The following is a 17,826-nucleotide window of genomic DNA, read 5'->3' as shown; positions in this document are numbered from 1 at the left end:
AGATCCTCCCGAAAAAAGCACATTTTTATAACAGAGTTCTGCTGGCTTAATTTGGGAGGAGATTAATGGAGAAACAAAAGGTTTTTTGAGGCGGTAAGTAACGGGCTAAAGCCCGGGTCCGTATTAGAGGAGCTTATGACTGCATTTTGAACGCTAGAAAATGCAGAAAAGAAATGATTGAAAATCGGTAGAACCAACCCTCTGGTCAACAGAAGGTACATTCGCTACTGACGTTCTATTAAACGACACGATGACAACACCGGTAAAGCGCTATCGCTTCCCGAGAGCCAATTTCTTTTAACAAAAGAGGACTCTATGACAGACGCACGAAACGAGCGCTCCGCTCTTTGCCTTGATCGACACCGAATACCGCCGTCATTTGCCGACGCCCTGACTGCTATGCCTACAAGCGACGACGCTCTTCAGCGCATTAAGCAAAACCTGAATACGCTTCTCGACAGTCAACAAATCGCTTTTATCAACATTTGCCTCAATGAGGGGAATTCTACCTCAGCAGATATGACGTGCTCCGCCACTTACTCGTTGCCGTTGCTGGTCGTTCAGGCAGAAAACAGTGCTCACACACCGATGAAGAAAGAGGTTCTAGAGTTGGCCGCACCTGCTACCCTACCCAAATCTCGTCCCCTAGCGGTCACTCTGCGCCATGGTGGGTTTATCATAAATCGGCTAGAGCGCAGAGCCTGGTTGCGAGACCAGCAGCTCTCATTGACGCCAAAAGAATTTGATCTGCTCTGGTGGTTCATCTGCCACCCTCAACATGCAATCTCACGAGAGGATCTGGTCAGTAACGTCTGGGGGCCTCAATATTGCGGCTACGAACACACCGTCAGCAATCATGTGAATCGCCTTCGGAAAAAGCTCGGCGCAGCCAGCGGTGGCAATCGCTATATTGATACCGTGTGGGGCCTGGGCTATCGATTTAATCAACCAGATGGGCATCTATAAAAAAGGTGCCTTTTAAAGACTGGTGGCGTCAGGGCTGTGCTTTCCAGGTTACATGCTTCAGGTATTTACCCCTTCGCTGCGTGTTGTACTGTCCGCGCTATAACGCCGAAATTATTATTTTTAGAGACGCCCTGAAGTCAGAAATTTATCAGCTTCCGTTCGAAGTCGACAAACAACGAAAATCAAAAAATGTCATTCACTAACGTAACACCGGTCGCTTTTGCGTCTTCATATGATGCACAATTGGTACACCTGCACCATTTTGAAACCGTTTCTTGCAGCTTACCCGCATCGCTTGGCGGAGCAACGCCCAACGCCGGAGGCCAAACTAATCGGGAATATTCCCCGTTTTCAGCATGTGAATCGACATATCGTAGGCCATGGCAATCACCGCTTCACAGGCGTGATTGTGTGTCTTATTGTGCCCGATAAACATGGTGTGACCTTCCAACGAAGATGACAAAAAAACCGAGAAGTTTAACGCCTGAGTTTCATTCAACTGTGGATTGATTTCTTGCGCAAGCTGCTGATAGATCAATCGGTAGCGGTGGTACATGTCTTCAACCAGGGTATCGATTTCTGCCTCGTGGTTGGCTAGAGACCAGATTTCCGGGAAAAACACCGTCGTTTCAGGGGTTGTCAAATCCCTCGTAACATGTTGAATTATCGCGAAAAGTTTCTCTTCAGGGGCTTCGATCCCATCAAGCATGCGATCAAATTCTGAAAAGTAATTGGCAATCACCGAATCGAGCATCGCCGACAGTAATTCCAATCGGCTGCCGAAATAATGCTGTACATTGCCGGCAGACAAACCGACCCGCCTGGCGACTTTTCGTATAGAAAAATTGTGGTACCCCTCTTCCATCAGTTGCTGGCGTGCAGCATCGACAATCTGCTTCTGTCTTTCTATACCGCTTTTATATGGGCCCCTTTTACCGGGCGTCTCTCTATTTGTTGTAGGCAATCGTATGCAACCTGTGTCGGATAAATAACTCAATGTCTATTTTATAGGACGCCTATAGAAAAAGCATAGCCTCACGAATCTGGAACGGGTGACCCAAATTGGCCTGCATGTTGCACTTCCCATTTTGCCCCTGTGGGTAGGATGTCATAGGAAGTCACTTTTGTGGGTATTTGGTCATGGACAAGAAACTCAAGGCGAGTATCGGACTCGCGTGCGCGGTGCAAGCCTCATTTTGTAGCTCCGCTGTTTTGGAAGAAGTTACCGTTGTTGCACAAAAACGTGAACAGAGCGTACAAGATGTCGGCATTGCCGTCACGGCAATGACAGGAGATCAACTAGAAGCGCTGGGCTTTGACAATGCTCAGCAAGTTACCGCGATGGCGCCGGGCGTGCAGACGGTTCAACCCAATGGTGAAGCCAACTATTCGATTGGCATACGCGGCGTCACCAATTCGGATTTCACCACCAACGTTGAAAGCCCGGTCGCTATCTACGTTGACGAAGTCTATGTCAGCCAAATGTCAGGAGCGGGATTTTCTCTCTACGATCTGGAGCGCGTAGAAATTTTGCGAGGCCCGCAAGGCACCCTGTTTGGACGCAACGCAACCGGTGGACTCGTGCATTTTCTAACCGTTAAACCGAGTCAGGAATTTGATGCCTACGGCAAGTTTACCGCAGGGGACTACCACCAAACGAAGTTTGAGGGTGCTATTGGCGGAGGACTTACGGATACCTTGGCAGCGCGCTTGTCTCTGAATATGAATAAAGCCGATGGCTACATTAAAAATCGCTATACAGGGAAAGATCTCAATAATTCAGACGATCAGTCTGCGCGACTGCAGATTCTCTACACACCAACAGATTCTCTCGACGTATTATTTAACTTTCGCTACGGCAGCCAAGATATCGATACCGGCTTTTTCGAGAATGTCAGCTCGATTAGAACCGGCCAACTGACACCGACTGAAATGAATCCAGTGCTGGGCTACATGGACAATGACGGCGATGTCTTTGCCGGTGACTACGATGACCCAGGTTTTAACGAGCTGGATACCCGTGGCGCCACAGCAACGATTAACTGGCAAATCAACGATATTCTAAAACTGGTTTCGATTACGGACACCTCCACAGTGGAGAGAACCTATATCGAGGACAGTGATGCCTCCCCCGTCTCGTTTTTTAATTTTTTCCTGACGACAGATGCCGATCAATTTTCCCAGGAGCTACGACTGGAAGGTGAGCTCGGGGATAGCCGTTGGGTCGCAGGCGCCTATCTCATGGAGCTAGACATCAACGACAGTAACGGTGCCATCACCGGTCCGTTTATTGGTGGCGGCGGCACCACTGTTGCCGGCAGCGAAGGCGGACTCTACAACCCTTATACATCAAACCTTTCATCGCGCTCCCTGTTTACTCAATGGGAATTTCCACTACTGGACAACGTCAACTTTATCGCCGGCTTGCGAGTGATAGAAGACAAAAAGGAATTTGATTTTACCGTTAACGCGGTGGAATTCTTAAACCCGACCTCTTCGCCCGGTTTCGACAGCAGTCGCAATCAAGTTGTACAAGCCGTTCTCGGCGACTACCGAAGCGATCGCAAAGATACTGAAGTCGCTGGCCGACTGCAGCTCGATTGGTTCGTAAATGACGGCATGCTGGCCTACGCCAGTTGGAATCGGGGCGTCAAAGGTGGCGGCTACAATGCACCTATTTTTCCGTTGTCTGCACCCAACACCTACGACGATGCCACCATGGCCTACGACCCGGAGCAGCTAGACGCCTATGAAATAGGCCTAAAAATGGATATAGGCAATATCGGTCGCCTCAACCTCGCCGCCTACTATTACGATTATAAGGATTATCAAATCTTCAACATTATCGGCCTGGACACCTTCACCATTAACAGTCCAGAAGCTGAGTCACAGGGTTTTGAAGCAGAGCTTCAGCTCAGTCCCTGGAATCAGGTCGATATTCTTCTCGGCGCTGCCTACAACGACGCACAAGCCACACTGGAAGACGGCTCTCAACAAACTCCCGTGCAGTCACCGAAATGGAATTTCAACGGTCTCTTACGCTATGAAATTCCAACCTCAATCGGCACCTTCGCCCTACAAGGGGATTTCGTCTACCGCGACCAAGTCTACTTTGCCCTGACCGGAGCAGAAACCGTCTATCAGGATGCCTATACAGTATCCAATGCCAGCGTCACCTACGACTCTCCTGACAGCCACTGGCAACTGAGTGCGTTCGTCGACAATCTGACCGACGAGGAATATCTGGTGCAGACCTTTGATCTTTCCGGCACCGATGTCTTTGGCCTTACCGAACAGTATTACGGCAAACCCCGCATGTGGGGCCTGTCCGCCAAGTACACCTGGTAGCGCATCACTATTTCCGCTTAACGAAACAAGAGGCCCTTAATGTTGAAATCACTTTCCCGCGCTGGATTTTTGCTCGGCGCCCTGACCAGCGGCATCGCCGGCACGTCGAATGTCGCCGTCGCAGAGCTGCCAACGGATCCCATGCTGAGCGTTGCAACGCTTCCCAAAACCTATCCTGACACCTGGCTGTTTGCTCACGATGCGAACTTTCACAGTCTGATTGCCGGCAAAGTGGTCATTGTCGACGTCGCCGCCGACACTCAGGAAGTCAAAGGTATGGTTGATGCGGCACAAATGGCGAGTTTTATCGAAGGTAATGTCGAGCCCAAGCTCTATGTCGGGGAGTCTTTTTACGCACGCAATACTCGCGGCAAACGCACCGATGTTGTCACCATCTACGACAAAGCCACACTCAAAGTCATCGACGAAATTATTTTGCCAGACAACAATCGAGCGCAAATTGTTCTCAACAAAAATTCCATGCAATTGATCGACAACGATCGATTTTTACTGGTGTATGGTTTTACCCCCGCCCAATCGATTCTGGTCATCGATCTGAAAAAACGAGAGGTCGTCAGCGATATCAGCATCGCGGGTTGTGCAATGGCTTACCCTGTTGGGGACCGCGGATTTATGTCCCTGTGCGGTAATGGCTCCTTGCTGTCGATACAGCTCGATGAAGACGGACAAGAATCAAAACGCCTGCATCACGATGCATTTTTCGATGTCGATTCAGACCCGCTGTTTGACAAGGCCGTGTATAGCGATGGAATCGCCTATTTCGTCAGCTACCTCGGCAAGGTGCAGCCCATCGATGTTTCAGGCTCAAGTCCTGACATTTTACCTGCGTGGTCCCTGGTTACCGAAGAAGAGAAGCAGGCGAATTGGCGCCCTGGCGGATGGCAAATTTCAGCCATGGACTCTGACCAAAAATTGTATGTGGTGATGCATCCGGATGGGTATAACGGCAGCCATAAATTTGGTGGCGAAGCCATCTGGGTTTTTGACACTAAGTCGCAGTCAAAAACGGCAGAAATTGATACAAAGACGAACGCCTTCTCTATCGAAGTGACTCATTCAGAAACGCCGTATCTCGCGGTCACCAATACTGACATGGGTTTGGATGTCTATTCCACCGCGGGGGAATTCCTACGGAATATCAACGTCAGTGATACAGCTATGCCTCTCATGTTGCATGCGGGGAAAGGCCAATGAACATCGCAGCCTCCCTACTAGCTTCCCTGAGCTTCGCCGGTGCGGTACTCGGTATCACGATATTAGGCATCAGCACCTATCACAAACGGAACATGGGGGAAAAACTCACAGACCTGATTGCATCATACCAGCTGATTCCTTTTTCGATAGCGAGACGTCTTGCACCCCTGTTATTACTCGCCGAAGCCGCTGTATTTGGTTTTGCACTGGTCATGCTGGCATTAGGGAGACTCGGGTTGGTGTCATCATTCCTGGCGGTCACTTATCTCGCCTACACGCTCCTGCTAATCACAACGCGTCTACGCGGAATTTCCCTAGAGGATTGTGGCTGTCATCTAAGTGGTGAAGCCTCCACACACAGCACAGCAAGTATCGCCACACGCAATGGAATCATCCTTTGCCTACTGCTTCCCGGCGTACTTCTAGACACCTCTGTAGACAGCATGTCACTTCTGTCTGTCATGATTAGCTTAGTGTTTTCCGCCTTACTGTTGATCGCATTTACTGGCGCCGAACGTCTCATCGCCAATTCAATCAAACTTAATACTCTTAGGAATTATCATGGCTAGTTGGATTATCGTTTCAAATATTCTCTTATGGATCAGCGTTATTGTTTTATCACTGATGGTCTACGCTCTGGTGCGCCAGATTGGAATTCTCTATGAGCGTGTAGCACCTGCCGGCGCATTGGCCATCAACAAAAGCCTTGAAGTAGGCGCCAAAGCACCTGAGTTAAACGTAATGGAAACCAACACAAACAGCCTGCTGGCAATTGGTTCAAAAACAGCGAAACGCAGCCAAATGCTTTTCTTTGTTTCTCCCTCCTGCCCGGTCTGTAAAACGCTTTTGCCCGTCGCGAAATCTGTCGCGAAAGCGGAACGCGACTGGCTCGATGTTATCTTCGCTTCCGATGGGAACGAAAAAGATATACAGAACTTTATTGACGACCAGAAACTTACAGGATTCCAGTTCGTCAATTCTGAGTTGCTCGGTAAATCTTATGGTGTTTCCAAGCTGCCCTACGGCGTACTAATCGATGAACAGGGTACGGTGAAATCGATGGGACTCATCAACTCTCGGGAACATTTTGAAAGCCTATTCAATGCCAAAGAGCTGGGTTACACCTCGCTCCAGGAATACATGCACAAGAACTACGCCTAGGAGCCGCCATGAAAATACTCGATTCACTGATGGAAAGAACATCTCGCAAGGTTGCCCAGGGCAGTTCCCGTCGTCATCTGCTTAGCCAGTTTTCCAAAGTATTGGTGGGTGCTGCCACCGTTCCCCTGCTGCCAGTCGCGAGAGCAAACGAAGCCAGCGGTGGCTATCCGGGTGTGGGCGCGCAAACCAGCGGCACAGAAGGCGATCCTGGTGATCCCAGCAGCTGCGACTATTGGCGCTACTGCGCTATTGATGGCTTCCTCTGCAGTTGCTGCGGCGGTAGCGCTCACAGCTGCCCGCCAGGAACAGAAATGTCGCCGGTGACATGGATTGGTACCTGTCTCAATCCCGCCGACAACAAACACTACATCATTTCCTATAACGACTGCTGTGGCACCACCAGCTGCGGTCGCTGCCTATGCAATCGCAATGAGAGAGATAAACCCGTCTACCGCCCCCAATCCAACAACGACATCAATTGGTGCCTTGGAACCAGCTCCAACATCTACAACTGCTCCACCGCTGTGATTCTTGGTGTGGCAACAGACCCATCGTAGCGACCGTTCAACGCCACCCAAGTCGGGTGGCCCACCTCACCCTCTGATAGGCTTAGGGAAAGATTACACAATGATGAACAACAAAAGGTGGTATTTAGTCCTTTTAGCACTCGGCCTAACGACCACCGTCAACGCGGATCAAAAACCGTTGTCGCCCGCGAAAGTCAATTACATGCTGCAGTGTCAAGGATGCCATTTGGCCGATGGTCGTGGCAGCGCCCAAGGCGTGCCCGATATTACCGAATACGGAGAGCGGCTCCTTGGCACAGAAACCGGACGACGTTTTTTTATTCAGGTTCCCGGCTCGTCTAACTCGCCATTAACAAATTCTCAGCTGGTTGATGTGTTAAATTACATCGTTGCTGATATTCTGCATACAGCAAACGTCCCCCAATTTACTCTTGAGGAGATTGAAGCTTTCAGGGGCAAGCCCATCGATGACGTGGTCGCCTACAGAGCAGAGCTGATACAGCAGCTTTTGCATTCCAGCGAAGCTCCCCCTGCTATAGATTGATTACCTTAAACGGTGGCTCTTGTAAGGTTTTGATAACCCCGGTGATCAACGCCAACTGTTATAGAGCGTTAAGTGCTGGGTAATCTGGTCGTAGTACTTTTTATTCCAGAAAGGCAGACACTCTTCAGCATGACCGTCACCCCTGAACACATCCAATAAAACTGAATATTTTTGCGCCATAATTTCTGAGGGATGGTTCCACCCGTGCGCAAAAACCTCCAGCCCCCGAACCGAATATAGACAGCTACTTTCCATTGTGGTCCTCCTCCGCTTTGGACTCATCATGTCAACATGCGGAACTGCAAAAATTTGTCAGTTGCTAGCAAACTCTGGCGCCGAATATCACATCAATTAGGCATACAATGAATTCGTTTGGTATTTGTCGGGCAGAATGAAATAAAACTGTCGTCAAAACATTGACCAATGTGCCGTCAACACTGCAAAAACAAGCGCGAGATGTCGCAAAAACACATGGTTTATATCGATAAAAAACAAATAAATCTGCTGTTTTCTGGGGGCAACTGTGACCCATGCCACAAAAATGACTTAGTCCTGCGCTGGTTTTGGATGCATCACATAATCTCGACTAGACTCTGCTTAAAGTGTGGCCAATCCCCGATTGATTACGATTCGGAACCGTCAGGGATAGGTCGGCGAATCTCTTGAATGCAATAGCGATCAGGCCTATCGATTCTATTAACTTATTGAGTTCTACTTCATGGCAGAGGTTTTATCACTTGGGTGTTATGGATTATCCAAGCCCGAGACAGATCTGATCAATACAATTTTGAGGACGAGCAGCTTTTTAAGCAGTTCTTGGGTCTTCGTTTCCGAAGGTCATTGTGACGCCTTGATTACCAGTGAGGTCGACGCTGACCCTTCTCCCTTATCAAAGTCAGAGAAAACTCAGATCATTCCGGTGATGCGACGAGGCGACAGCTCTGCGGACCTCGCTTTCCTAAAACCGATTCGAGCAGACGAATTTATCGAGCTGCTGAACACAGTGAAAGCCAACGTCAGAGCTCAATCCGCCCCGAAACCAGCTCCTGCGGCCAGGGTGGCGCCCTCACCGGCAGCCTCCCCGAAGACCAGCACACAGCCCCCACCGGCTTCTAAGAAAGCATCGCCAGCTCCTGCAAGCCCTGCAGCGCCAGTAGCGAGCGGCGGCAAAGCCATAACCGATGCAGAGAGCTATCGCTTAAAACGCTGGCCTCCCGCAAATGTTTTACAGGGGGATAAGCGCTACATCAAGCTGGCATCTTATCTGGTTCGTACACCGAGAACCCGCAACGATCTGGCAAATCTCTCTGGCTTCAGCCGGGATGTCTGCGAGTCATTTCTACAGTTACTCCTATCGAACGACCTGGTCACGGTCGAAACAATATCTTTAGGCAACAGAGCACCACAACAAGATTCCCAGCAAAACGCCAACAAAAAGGGATTCTTCAAAATGCTACGTACGAAACTGGGCTTGGGCGCCTAAAAGGGTTTGAATTCAAATGAAAGAATATAAACTGGTTTTCTCCGGCACCACAGGTGCGGGCAAATCAACGGCGATTAATGCCATCAGCGATTCCGAAACAGTACAAACCGATGTTGTAAATACGGACGCAACCTTTGATAAGGCTTCAACCACCGTCGGCTTGGACTTCGGTCAGCTTTCACTCCCCAATGGAGACCGGGTACGTTTATTCGGTACCCCTGGACAAACTCGCTTTGACTTCATGTGGAAGATTCTCGTTCGCGATGCATTTGGCCTGATTATTCTGATCGATAACTCTCGGCCAGATCCCCTCGCCGATCTCAAACTCTACCTCGAAGGCTTTAAAGAGGAATTGATGAATACGCCTTGCGTGATCGGCGTAGGTCGCATAGAAACTCATCCAACACCTGATCTCGATGCCTTCTCTGAAACGCTGGCAGCCTACGACTTGGCGCTGCCGGTACTGACCGTCGACGTCAGAGAATCCGAACAGGTTGCCATGCTGATCGACATCGTGATGTCACAAGCTGAAATCGCCGAAACCGAATACTAGTCCACAAATCAGATTTACCTATGAAACTTTCAGATTACAATCAACATCTCGCCTCACAAGAATGTCAACGTCTCGTAGATGAGCAAAACGGTGTTCTCGGCGTCGTTCTTGCCAGCATAGATGGCTTTGACCTTGCCAGCGCAGTGACCCGCTCTTTAGACCCTGTGCGCATTGCCGCCATGGCCAGTTCAATATCCGCCATTGGCTCTGTGGTATCCCAAGAGTCAACGATCGGAGCCAGTGAAAGCATTACGGTAAAAACCGCCAATGGTTTTGTCGTGATCACTACTGTCAAAATCGAAAACGCCGACTGTATACTCAATGTCGTTGCCAGTGATTCAGCGATACTGGCGCAAATATCCTATCATTGTAACGACATGAGGAAGAGACTGGAGTCAATGTGAAATACGAATCGATCGAGGAAGAGCTTGCTGTCGTTGCTGCAACGCCAGGAATCAGAGCCTGTGCTCTGGTCTCAATAGATGATGGAATGGTGAATCTCTCCACAGAAAACTCACCACAGTTTCATATTATTGCAGAAGCATCACGTGACTATTGGGCGCTGCAGAATCGCAACGGACGTATTTTTGAAAAGCTGGGTGGTGTACAGGGAATTTTTGTCCAACATCAAAATGGAATTGTCAGCGTGCAACCCTGCGGCAGTGTCATGCTACTGGTTACTCTGGCGGAAAGAAAGAACGTTAACTGGGGTAATTGGCACGAAATAACGGGCAAATTACGCAAATTGACAGATGACTTATTTAAAAATCGTTCGTAGTTGAGAATTGCAACTACACTGTAAATGTAAGTGATGTTTTAACTATAGATAGGAAGAGTAACAATGGCTTCAATCAAAGATAGCTTAGAGGAACTGCTGGAACTGGACGGCGCAATTTGTTGCGCGGTTGTCGATTCAGCCAGCGGTATGATGTTAGGTTCTGCTGGTTCCGGTGTTGACCTGGAGATTGCTGCTGCCGGTAATACTGAAGTGGTTCGCGCCAAATTGAAAACCATGAAGAGTCTGAAGCTCAACGATGTGATCGAGGATATTCTCATCACTCTTGGCAAGCACTACCACCTGATTCGCCCAATGGTTGTTAAAGAAGGCGTCTTCCTCTACTACGTTTTGGACAAGAACAAAGCGAACCTGGCTCTTGGCCGTCGCAAGCTTCAAGACGTTGAAAAAGATCTGAACTTCTAAGCGAGTAATAGAACGAAAGATCTGGTCTGGCAGTTGTTGACTTCTGCAAAGTGGTAACTGCCAGACTTTTTTACCCGACTGCCCCTACCCTCCATTAGTGTCTCTCTCACCACCCCCATGTCAATAAGATCACCTCGCTGATCACAGTGTTCTGAACCAACGCTCCCTTCTTGGGAAATAGTAGCGATCATAATTCAATGACAGCACGACGTGCCGGGATCGTCCAACAATCTCCTCGCGTGGAACCATGCCAATAACGCGGGAATCTGAACTGTTATCCCGATTGTCACCCAAAACCAGATAGTGGTCTTCAGGAACGATAACATCAGCAAAACTGGACATCCATGAAGGGCTTCTCTGGATGCGAATCACATGCTGACCGGATGCAAGTGTCTCCCGAAGATCGACGGTATTCTCCGATACGCCCATCTGCGTGTAAGCCACTGCACTGCCATTAATGTGTAACTCATTGTTACGCAGAGACACAAGATCACCCGGCACCCCAATAACACGTTTGACCAGACGCTTGCCTGCTGCTTCCGAATCAAAAATAACAATGTCACCGGATTCTGGATCTGCCCTACGAAATAACGACACATGGGTAAATGGAATCCGAACATCATAGGCTAATTTATTTACCAAAATGCGATCACCCTCAACGATGGTCGGCTTCATCGATCCCGTTGGCACCTCATTCCAGTCTGCCACGGCACTGCGAAAAACAAACATAAAAAATAAGAACAACAGGAATGTTCGATTCTCTTTTAAAAAGTGTTCTACCCAACTTCCCATAGACGTCTTCCTTAATCAGTGAAATTACCGCAGGTACATCGCCATCGTTATAGGATTTGCTCAACACATATCATCCCGGCGAGTCATCCAGGTTTGGCGCCTTAAGTACGATCACTCAACGCGAGCTTAATGCCCAGGATAGCGAAGCTGCCAGCAAACAGTTTTTGAATGGCGGTGGTTATCGACTGGGATCCAGTCGCATAGGAGCTTATTGCACTCGCTGCAAAACCGTAGGCTATAAAAACAATTAATGTCATCAGCATAAAGATCACGCCGAGCCCAAGCATTTCAGTGAGTGGGTGCTGCGCGCCAGGAGCAACAAATTGAGGCAGAAACGCCAGAAAAAAGATGGACAGTTTGGGGTTAAGAATGTTCAGCAGAAACCCCTTTAATACGATGGAGAAATGATTGGTTTCCGTTGGTCGATCACCCAAGGATAAGGGCGAAGCCGAACGCCACATCATCCAGGCCAAGTACAGCAAATATGCAGCACCCGCGTATTTTACCAACTGAAATGCCAGTGCACTGGTATGAAAGAGCGCAGAGAGGCCTAACACACAGGCCAACAACGCCGGGGTAATGCCCAGCGTACAGCCAACTGCAGCGCTCAAGCTTGCCCGACGACCAGCAAACAGCCCTGTCGCCACGGTATACAACACACCCGTTCCCGGAATTAACACGACAACCAGAGAGGTTAATAGAAACTCTATCGACATTATATATTCCCTTAAGTCCTTCGTTATGAGCAGATCTTTGCTATCGCCCCAATAAACCTTTGACAGATTATCTGCATCACCTGACGCACATAATTCAATCAGAATTTACCCGTAAAAGAGAGACTACGCGCTTCTTTGCGGAATACCAAATACGAGACATTGAAGGACATCCCTGAACGCGTCCAATGGGTTGGCTTTTTAAATGAATTATGCGCCAAAATGCACAGGATAAATCTGATTTTTCAACGAATCAAACAGGGCTCCCATGATGTCGAGTTTTTTGGAATCTAGAAGGTTTATAGACGCCCCCTTAAAACAAATGTTTCAGCGGTTTTTAGGCATGACAATCACTGCTTTTTCCGACTTGGGCAGCGTGCATCGATAATGTACCAAGTCCCCATTTGGCAGTGAAATTGTGAAGACATAGTGCCCGGCTTCTCCAGAGCCAAACGAAAACCGCCCGCTCTCACCCGTAATTTGAGCAATATCGGAATGCTGAGACGGTGATTCAGAGATCATAACAACAGCGTTAGGCACAGGCAGGCCTGCTTGATCCTGGATAACCCCTTCTAATGAAAAATCATCCATTGCGATAGCCGCACCGGTTCGTTTTGACGGGTTAGAACAGGGGGAATCTCTTCCCCCGACAGTGAACGTCACGCCCCCTTCAAAGCCGCGACACGCAGCGGCGTTTTCGTTTCGACGGCAGCCACTTCAACTTGATCTTTCCACGCTTTGATATTGTCAAAGACAGGCTTTGTTATACGCGTTGCAGAATTCCCGCTGGAACTGCCGTTGGTATGAATCCCTACCGCGTAACGGTTGCCGTTGGTCAAACGCCACACCGGCGAACCACTTTGCCCACCGGCTGTATCGATAGAATAGGTAATAACGCGGGAGCTGACACTGGACGTTGTTCTCGCCATAAACCACTGAGTGCCTGAGGGCTTATCACCAGGGTATCCCGACAAGTTTACAGTGATATTTCGCAAGGTACTTGCGCTATAGTTTGCGTAGCCAAACCAGCCGACGGTCGATCCGAGCGCTTGGTTAGACGCCAACTGAATGCAGCCATAGTCATAATTTCGACCTTTACTGTTCGTCCAGCCTTTTACGCTGCGCAAGCTGCTCGATGTCACACTGCCGAAAGGTTCTGCCGTACCGTTGCGACCGGGAATGACTTCAATGGATTTCGCCCAACCACCGTGATCATGCATGTAGACACAATGGCCTGCCGTCATGACCGTTCTGGGGCCAACAAACCACCCGGTTCCGATCCAGCGTGTTCCATCTTTTGCTTCGATTCTCAAAGAGCAGATCGCCCGCCACGGGTAACTGGATGTTCCTGTTATCCGGATTCTGTCATCGGCACCGATGACGACTTCTTCCGACGCTCCGAGCTCCAAAGACTTTTTTAAGCGTTGTTGAGTCGCTTCGTCACTGAAGGATGCGTGCCAGGCATCCAACCATAATTTTTCATCGGAATTCTCTGCGCTGATTTTTTCATACCCCGGAATTGACGGCAATTCGTATCCCGGCACAGCTTCCAACTCATCATTTCCGGCTTCAGCACCTTCCCCCAACTTGCCGAAGCTGGGGTTATCACTTTGTAATGCAGTCTCTGAACCACTTCCCTCGCTACTTACAGCACTGTGGACGTCGGTGCCCTCGGCTTCGTAGTCTACGTCTTCTATCTCATCAATTGGCATATCGTGAACTCCATTCTGGTGTGTAAACATTCTTGTTAAACGACGCAAGTGACTGCGCACACCACTACGATAAAGTTCGAACGAATTTCACACATCCCCCGTTTGAAGGAAATCAACATTCGTCGATTCAAAAACAGGTTGAAGAGTTTTTTATTGGCCCGCGCCGACGTCAATCGCTTGGATCTGTTCACGCCGATCCTGCAGAATATTAATTCCAATGCTCTTTGATGTCGGTGTATTACTGCCTTCACCCACACTGTCCAAGGGCACCAGTGGATTGGTTTCCGGATAATAGGCCGCGACATTGCCACGAGGAATATCATAGGGAATCAGCGCGAAGCCCTGCACCTGACGAACACGTCCGTCATCCCAACACGACTGCAAGGTCACTGTATCATTGGGCTGAAAGCCGAGACGCGCGATGTCTTCCGGATTGATGAGCAATACACGGCGTTGATTTTTAATGCCTCGATAGCGGTCATCATTACTGTAAACGGTGGTGTTGTATTGATCGTGCGACCGCAGAGTCTGCAAAATGAGCGAATTCTCATTGATGTGAGATTGTGCCTGAATCGGCAAGATATGGTCGGGCAAGCCATGGGCAAAGATCTGCACTTTGTTGGATGCCGTATTCCATTTTCTTTCCCGCGCCGCATTTCCCAGGTAAAAACCACCAGGGTTTTGAATACGGTCATTGAAGTTATCAAATCCCTTTATAACCGCAGCAATATGCTGGCGTACGACGTCATAATCGGCCACAGTCTGCTGCCAGTTAATGGGAAAATCGCCCAAGGTCGCCTCGGCAATGCCGGCAATAATGTCCGGTTCAGATTTCATCGCGTCCGACAAAGGCTCTAAGACACCACCCGAGGCGTGAACCATACTGAAGGAATCTTCAACAGTTACCCGCTGCTCTCCCCCAGCTTGCCGATCGATATCGGTGCGTCCCAGGCAGGGCAAAATCAATGCGTCCTCTCCTACCACCAGATGAGACCGATTCAATTTCGTACTGATCTGTACGGTCAACCGACAGCGCTCCAACGCGGACTCTGTCACCTCAGTATCTGGCGTTGCAGCGGCAAAATTACCACCAAGCCCAATAAACACCCTGGAGCGACCATCGCGCATTGCTCGTATGGCCTCGACCGCATTGTGGCCGGGTGCACGTGGAGGCTCAAAGCCAAAATGCTCGCCCAAACGGTCGAGAAACGCCGTCGACGGGCGCTCATCAATCCCCATCGTGCGATCGCCCTGAACATTGCTGTGGCCACGCACCGGACACAACCCCGCCCCCGGCTTGCCGATATTGCCCCGCAGTGACAGCAGATTGACCATTTCTTGAATGGTAGCAACTGAGTGTCGATGCTGGGTAATGCCCATCGCCCAGGTGAAGATTACCCGTCCGGACTGCACATACACGTCAGCAATCACGTTGAGATTTTGCTGAGACAATCCTGATTGCTCTTCAATCTTCGACCAGGATGTTGCTTTAACCTGCGCGATCCACTCTTCCAACCCCGTCGTATGCGCGGTAATAAAGTCCTGATCAAAGAGCGTGTGCCCTTTTGCCCTGGCGTTATCTTCCATAGCCAGAAGCGCTTTCGAGACGCCACGCAAAACGGCCATATCGCCGCCCAGGTTGGGCCGATAATAATCGTCACTGATTCGCTCAGAGCCATCGGTTAACATTTCGATGGCGTTTTGCGGATCTTGAAAGCGCTCAAGACCACGCTCTTTCAGGGAATTGAAACTCAAAATTCGACAGCCACGTTTGTGAGCCTCACGCAAGGTTGCCAACATGCGAGGGTGATTGGTGCCTGGGTTCTGGCCAAACACAAAGATGGCATCGGCTTCGGCAAAATCATCCATGGTCACCGTGCCTTTTCCGACACCGATGCTGGCGGTCAGCGCACGACCACTGGCTTCATGACAGAGGTTGGAGCAATCGGGGAAATTGTTGGTGCCAAAAGCGCGCACAAACAACTGATACATAAATGCGGCTTCGTTGCTGGCGCGACCGGAGGTGTAGAACTCCGCCTGATCCGGAGATTCCAGATCCCTCAAGTGCTGCCCAATCAGCGCAAACGCCTCTTCCCAAGACACCGCCTCGTAATGATCTGTCGAACGGTTGTAGCGCATGGGCTCGGTTAAGCGCCCCTGATATTCGAGAAAGAAATCACTTTGTTTTCTGAGCCAGGCGACCGAATTCTGCTTGAAAAAATCGGCATCCACACGCCGCCCCGTCGCCTCCCAGTTCACCGCTTTGGCGCCGTTTTCACAAAATCGGAAGCGCTCAGGATGTTGCTTGTCACCCCAGGCACAACCGGGACAGTCAAACCCGTTGGGTTGATTGGTTTTCAGCAGACTGCGAATATTTTTTAAACGATTGTCGCTGTCCATCCAGGCGCGCGCAGTGCTCTTCAAAGCGCCCCAGCCTCCGGCCGGCCGCTGATAGGCATTGGGCGGAGTCTGAGATTTCGCGTTACGAGCCATGATAAGCACCTGATAGATTGCTGGATATTGGCAACAGATTAGGCGCCAGTGCCAGCAGCGTCCAATCACCAGTACTGATCTCTTAATAGGTGCTATCTATCAAAGGTGCAACTTCAGGCGTGTATTAATCTCCAACAACGCCACCCTGCAGAAACTGCAAAAACGTCTGAGCCAACCCTCCGTCGGTCGAATTCCCCGGACAAACCAAAGCCAGCGCAGACTGCAATCCCTGATCGGGAAGACGCCGCACACTCAACCCCTGCGGGACCTGCGGCTCGCCTTCTGGCGCCAGTGGAACCAGCGTACAGCACAAGCCGCAACGTGCCGCATCCAGCAGCTGATCTAACGTATCCGCCTCCAGCAATGGCTGCAGGCTGACGCCTTGCGCCTGAGCCTCCAGATCCAAGCCATGACGAAAGCGCATAGACTGATTCAGCAAGCCCAGCGGCAACCCGGCAACGTGATGCCAATTGAGCTCAGCATTCGCCAATTCGGGAAAGTTCTCGGCGTTAAACAACAAGCCAATATGCGGCGCCCCTAACGAGCATACCGCGTAATCACCGGATTCAATTTGCGACAGGTAGGTGAGACCGATATCCAGCTGGTTGCTGGCCAGATGATCGAGAATGTCGGAGGAACTTAGAGAATGTATCTGAAAGCGAATCTGCGGAGAAAATCCATACAACTGCTGAAGCAGCGGCACCAGTCGCACATGACTGAGAGGCACTACGCCGATACGCAAGGTTCCCGACAGAGTCCCTTGCAAACGACGCGCCTCGGTACGCACACCATCGAAGGCGCGCACCGCTTGATGCGCCCAGCTCAACAGCCGTTCCCCAGCGTCGGTAAAACCTTCAAATCGCTGCCGCCGCCGAATCAGCAGCACCCCCAGCTCATCTTCCAGTTGTCGCAGGCGCATCGATAGGGTCGGCTGCGTCACATGACAGGCCTCAGCGGCCCGGGCGAAGTGCCGATGGTGGTCTAGCGCGCAAAGAAATTGTAACTGACGGATGTCCATACTCGATTCATCAATAGACGTTATTTATCAATGATAGAGTATGGACACAGGTGCCGGATAGCCGTTGTGCCAATGTTGATTGACTAACTATCAAGCCTCA

The 17,826-nt window shown here is 50.1% G+C and carries 20 protein-coding genes; 12 read left to right on the top strand and 8 right to left on the bottom strand.

What is annotated here, in order from left to right; genetic code table 11:
• Positions 1-315 precede the first annotated feature (315 nt).
• On the top strand, positions 316-966 hold the full coding sequence (locus tag ACXAFR_RS22755; RefSeq protein WP_475181346.1) for a winged helix-turn-helix domain-containing protein: 651 nt from the start codon (positions 316-318) through the stop codon (positions 964-966).
• Between the two features lie 328 nt (positions 967-1,294).
• Here the strand turns inward: ACXAFR_RS22755 and ACXAFR_RS22750 are convergent, their stop codons facing one another.
• A complete protein-coding gene (locus tag ACXAFR_RS22750) occupies positions 1,295-1,930 on the bottom strand; it encodes a TetR/AcrR family transcriptional regulator (RefSeq protein ID WP_475181344.1) in 636 nt (211 codons plus the stop codon).
• Positions 1,931-2,106: 176 nt separating this feature from the next.
• Between ACXAFR_RS22750 and ACXAFR_RS22745 the strand changes: the two genes are divergently transcribed.
• The 6 genes from ACXAFR_RS22745 to ACXAFR_RS22720 all read left to right on the top strand — a co-directional run bounded on the left by ACXAFR_RS22745 (position 2,107) and on the right by ACXAFR_RS22720 (position 7,761).
• Positions 2,107-4,314 (top strand): TonB-dependent receptor, encoded by a 2,208-nt coding sequence (locus ACXAFR_RS22745; protein WP_475181341.1) that lies wholly within the window; start codon positions 2,107-2,109, stop codon positions 4,312-4,314.
• Positions 4,315-4,353: 39 nt separating this feature from the next.
• Complete coding sequence (locus ACXAFR_RS22740) at positions 4,354-5,529, top strand: amine dehydrogenase large subunit (protein WP_475181337.1); 1,176 nt, start codon at positions 4,354-4,356, stop codon at positions 5,527-5,529.
• Positions 5,526-6,098 carry a MauE/DoxX family redox-associated membrane protein gene (locus ACXAFR_RS22735; RefSeq protein ID WP_475181334.1) on the top strand — a complete coding sequence of 191 codons (573 nt, stop codon included), beginning with the start codon at positions 5,526-5,528 and terminating at the stop codon, positions 6,096-6,098. Before ACXAFR_RS22740 ends, ACXAFR_RS22735 begins: the two co-directional genes overlap by 4 nt.
• Positions 6,091-6,690 carry a methylamine dehydrogenase accessory protein MauD gene (mauD, locus tag ACXAFR_RS22730; RefSeq protein ID WP_475181332.1) on the top strand — a complete coding sequence of 200 codons (600 nt, stop codon included), beginning with the start codon at positions 6,091-6,093 and terminating at the stop codon, positions 6,688-6,690. Before ACXAFR_RS22735 ends, mauD begins: the two co-directional genes overlap by 8 nt.
• Before the next feature lie 8 nt (positions 6,691-6,698).
• Complete coding sequence (locus tag ACXAFR_RS22725) at positions 6,699-7,247, top strand: methylamine dehydrogenase light chain (RefSeq protein ID WP_475181328.1); 549 nt, start codon at positions 6,699-6,701, stop codon at positions 7,245-7,247.
• A 70-nt stretch (positions 7,248-7,317) separates the two neighbouring features.
• A complete protein-coding gene (locus ACXAFR_RS22720) occupies positions 7,318-7,761 on the top strand; it encodes a hypothetical protein (protein ID WP_475181325.1) in 444 nt (147 codons plus the stop codon).
• Between the two features lie 45 nt (positions 7,762-7,806).
• Here ACXAFR_RS22720 and ACXAFR_RS22715 read toward each other — a convergent pair whose 3' ends face one another.
• A complete protein-coding gene (locus ACXAFR_RS22715; RefSeq protein ID WP_475181323.1) occupies positions 7,807-8,016 on the bottom strand; it encodes a hypothetical protein in 210 nt (69 codons plus the stop codon).
• Positions 8,017-8,479: 463 nt separating this feature from the next.
• On the opposite strand from ACXAFR_RS22715, the gene ACXAFR_RS22710 reads away from it, so the two are divergent.
• The 5 genes from ACXAFR_RS22710 to ACXAFR_RS22690 all read left to right on the top strand — a co-directional run bounded on the left by ACXAFR_RS22710 (position 8,480) and on the right by ACXAFR_RS22690 (position 10,998).
• Positions 8,480-9,244 carry a hypothetical protein gene (locus ACXAFR_RS22710; protein WP_475181322.1) on the top strand — a complete coding sequence of 255 codons (765 nt, stop codon included), beginning with the start codon at positions 8,480-8,482 and terminating at the stop codon, positions 9,242-9,244.
• 16 nt (positions 9,245-9,260) lie between these two features.
• A complete protein-coding gene (locus tag ACXAFR_RS22705) occupies positions 9,261-9,797 on the top strand; it encodes a GTP-binding protein (protein ID WP_475181320.1) in 537 nt (178 codons plus the stop codon).
• Between the two features lie 20 nt (positions 9,798-9,817).
• Positions 9,818-10,201, top strand: a complete 384-nt coding sequence (locus tag ACXAFR_RS22700) for a roadblock/LC7 domain-containing protein (protein ID WP_475181317.1) — start codon at positions 9,818-9,820, stop codon at positions 10,199-10,201.
• The gene (locus tag ACXAFR_RS22695; protein ID WP_475181314.1) at positions 10,198-10,575 is read left to right on the top strand and encodes a roadblock/LC7 domain-containing protein; all 378 of its coding nucleotides are present in this window, start codon (positions 10,198-10,200) and stop codon (positions 10,573-10,575) included. Before ACXAFR_RS22700 ends, ACXAFR_RS22695 begins: the two co-directional genes overlap by 4 nt.
• Positions 10,576-10,638: 63 nt before the next feature.
• Positions 10,639-10,998 carry a hypothetical protein gene (locus ACXAFR_RS22690; protein WP_475181311.1) on the top strand — a complete coding sequence of 120 codons (360 nt, stop codon included), beginning with the start codon at positions 10,639-10,641 and terminating at the stop codon, positions 10,996-10,998.
• 141 nt (positions 10,999-11,139) lie between these two features.
• On the opposite strand, the gene lepB is transcribed toward ACXAFR_RS22690, so the two are convergent.
• From lepB to ACXAFR_RS22660, 6 genes are all read right to left on the bottom strand, one after another.
• Positions 11,140-11,790 carry a signal peptidase I gene (gene lepB / locus ACXAFR_RS22685; RefSeq protein ID WP_475181308.1) on the bottom strand — a complete coding sequence of 217 codons (651 nt, stop codon included), beginning with the start codon at positions 11,788-11,790 and terminating at the stop codon, positions 11,140-11,142.
• A gap of 101 nt (positions 11,791-11,891) precedes the next feature.
• Entirely contained in the window at positions 11,892-12,506 is a 615-nt protein-coding gene (locus ACXAFR_RS22680) for a LysE family translocator (protein ID WP_475181305.1), read from the bottom strand.
• Positions 12,507-12,830: 324 nt separating this feature from the next.
• Positions 12,831-13,094, bottom strand: coding sequence for a carboxypeptidase-like regulatory domain-containing protein (locus ACXAFR_RS22675; protein ID WP_475181303.1), 264 nt, complete (start codon positions 13,092-13,094; stop codon positions 12,831-12,833).
• Positions 13,095-13,162: 68 nt separating this feature from the next.
• A complete protein-coding gene (locus ACXAFR_RS22670) occupies positions 13,163-14,215 on the bottom strand; it encodes a trypsin-like serine peptidase (protein WP_475181301.1) in 1,053 nt (350 codons plus the stop codon).
• Between the two features lie 150 nt (positions 14,216-14,365).
• Positions 14,366-16,708, bottom strand: coding sequence for an FdhF/YdeP family oxidoreductase (locus ACXAFR_RS22665; protein WP_475181299.1), 2,343 nt, complete (start codon positions 16,706-16,708; stop codon positions 14,366-14,368).
• Between the two features lie 124 nt (positions 16,709-16,832).
• A complete protein-coding gene (locus tag ACXAFR_RS22660) occupies positions 16,833-17,726 on the bottom strand; it encodes a LysR family transcriptional regulator (RefSeq protein ID WP_475181297.1) in 894 nt (297 codons plus the stop codon).
• Positions 17,727-17,826: the final 100 nt, after the last annotated feature.

Source organism: Pseudomaricurvus sp. ABR4_320, assembly GCF_056159445.1.
This window is presented reverse-complemented; position numbering and strand designations above follow the sequence as displayed.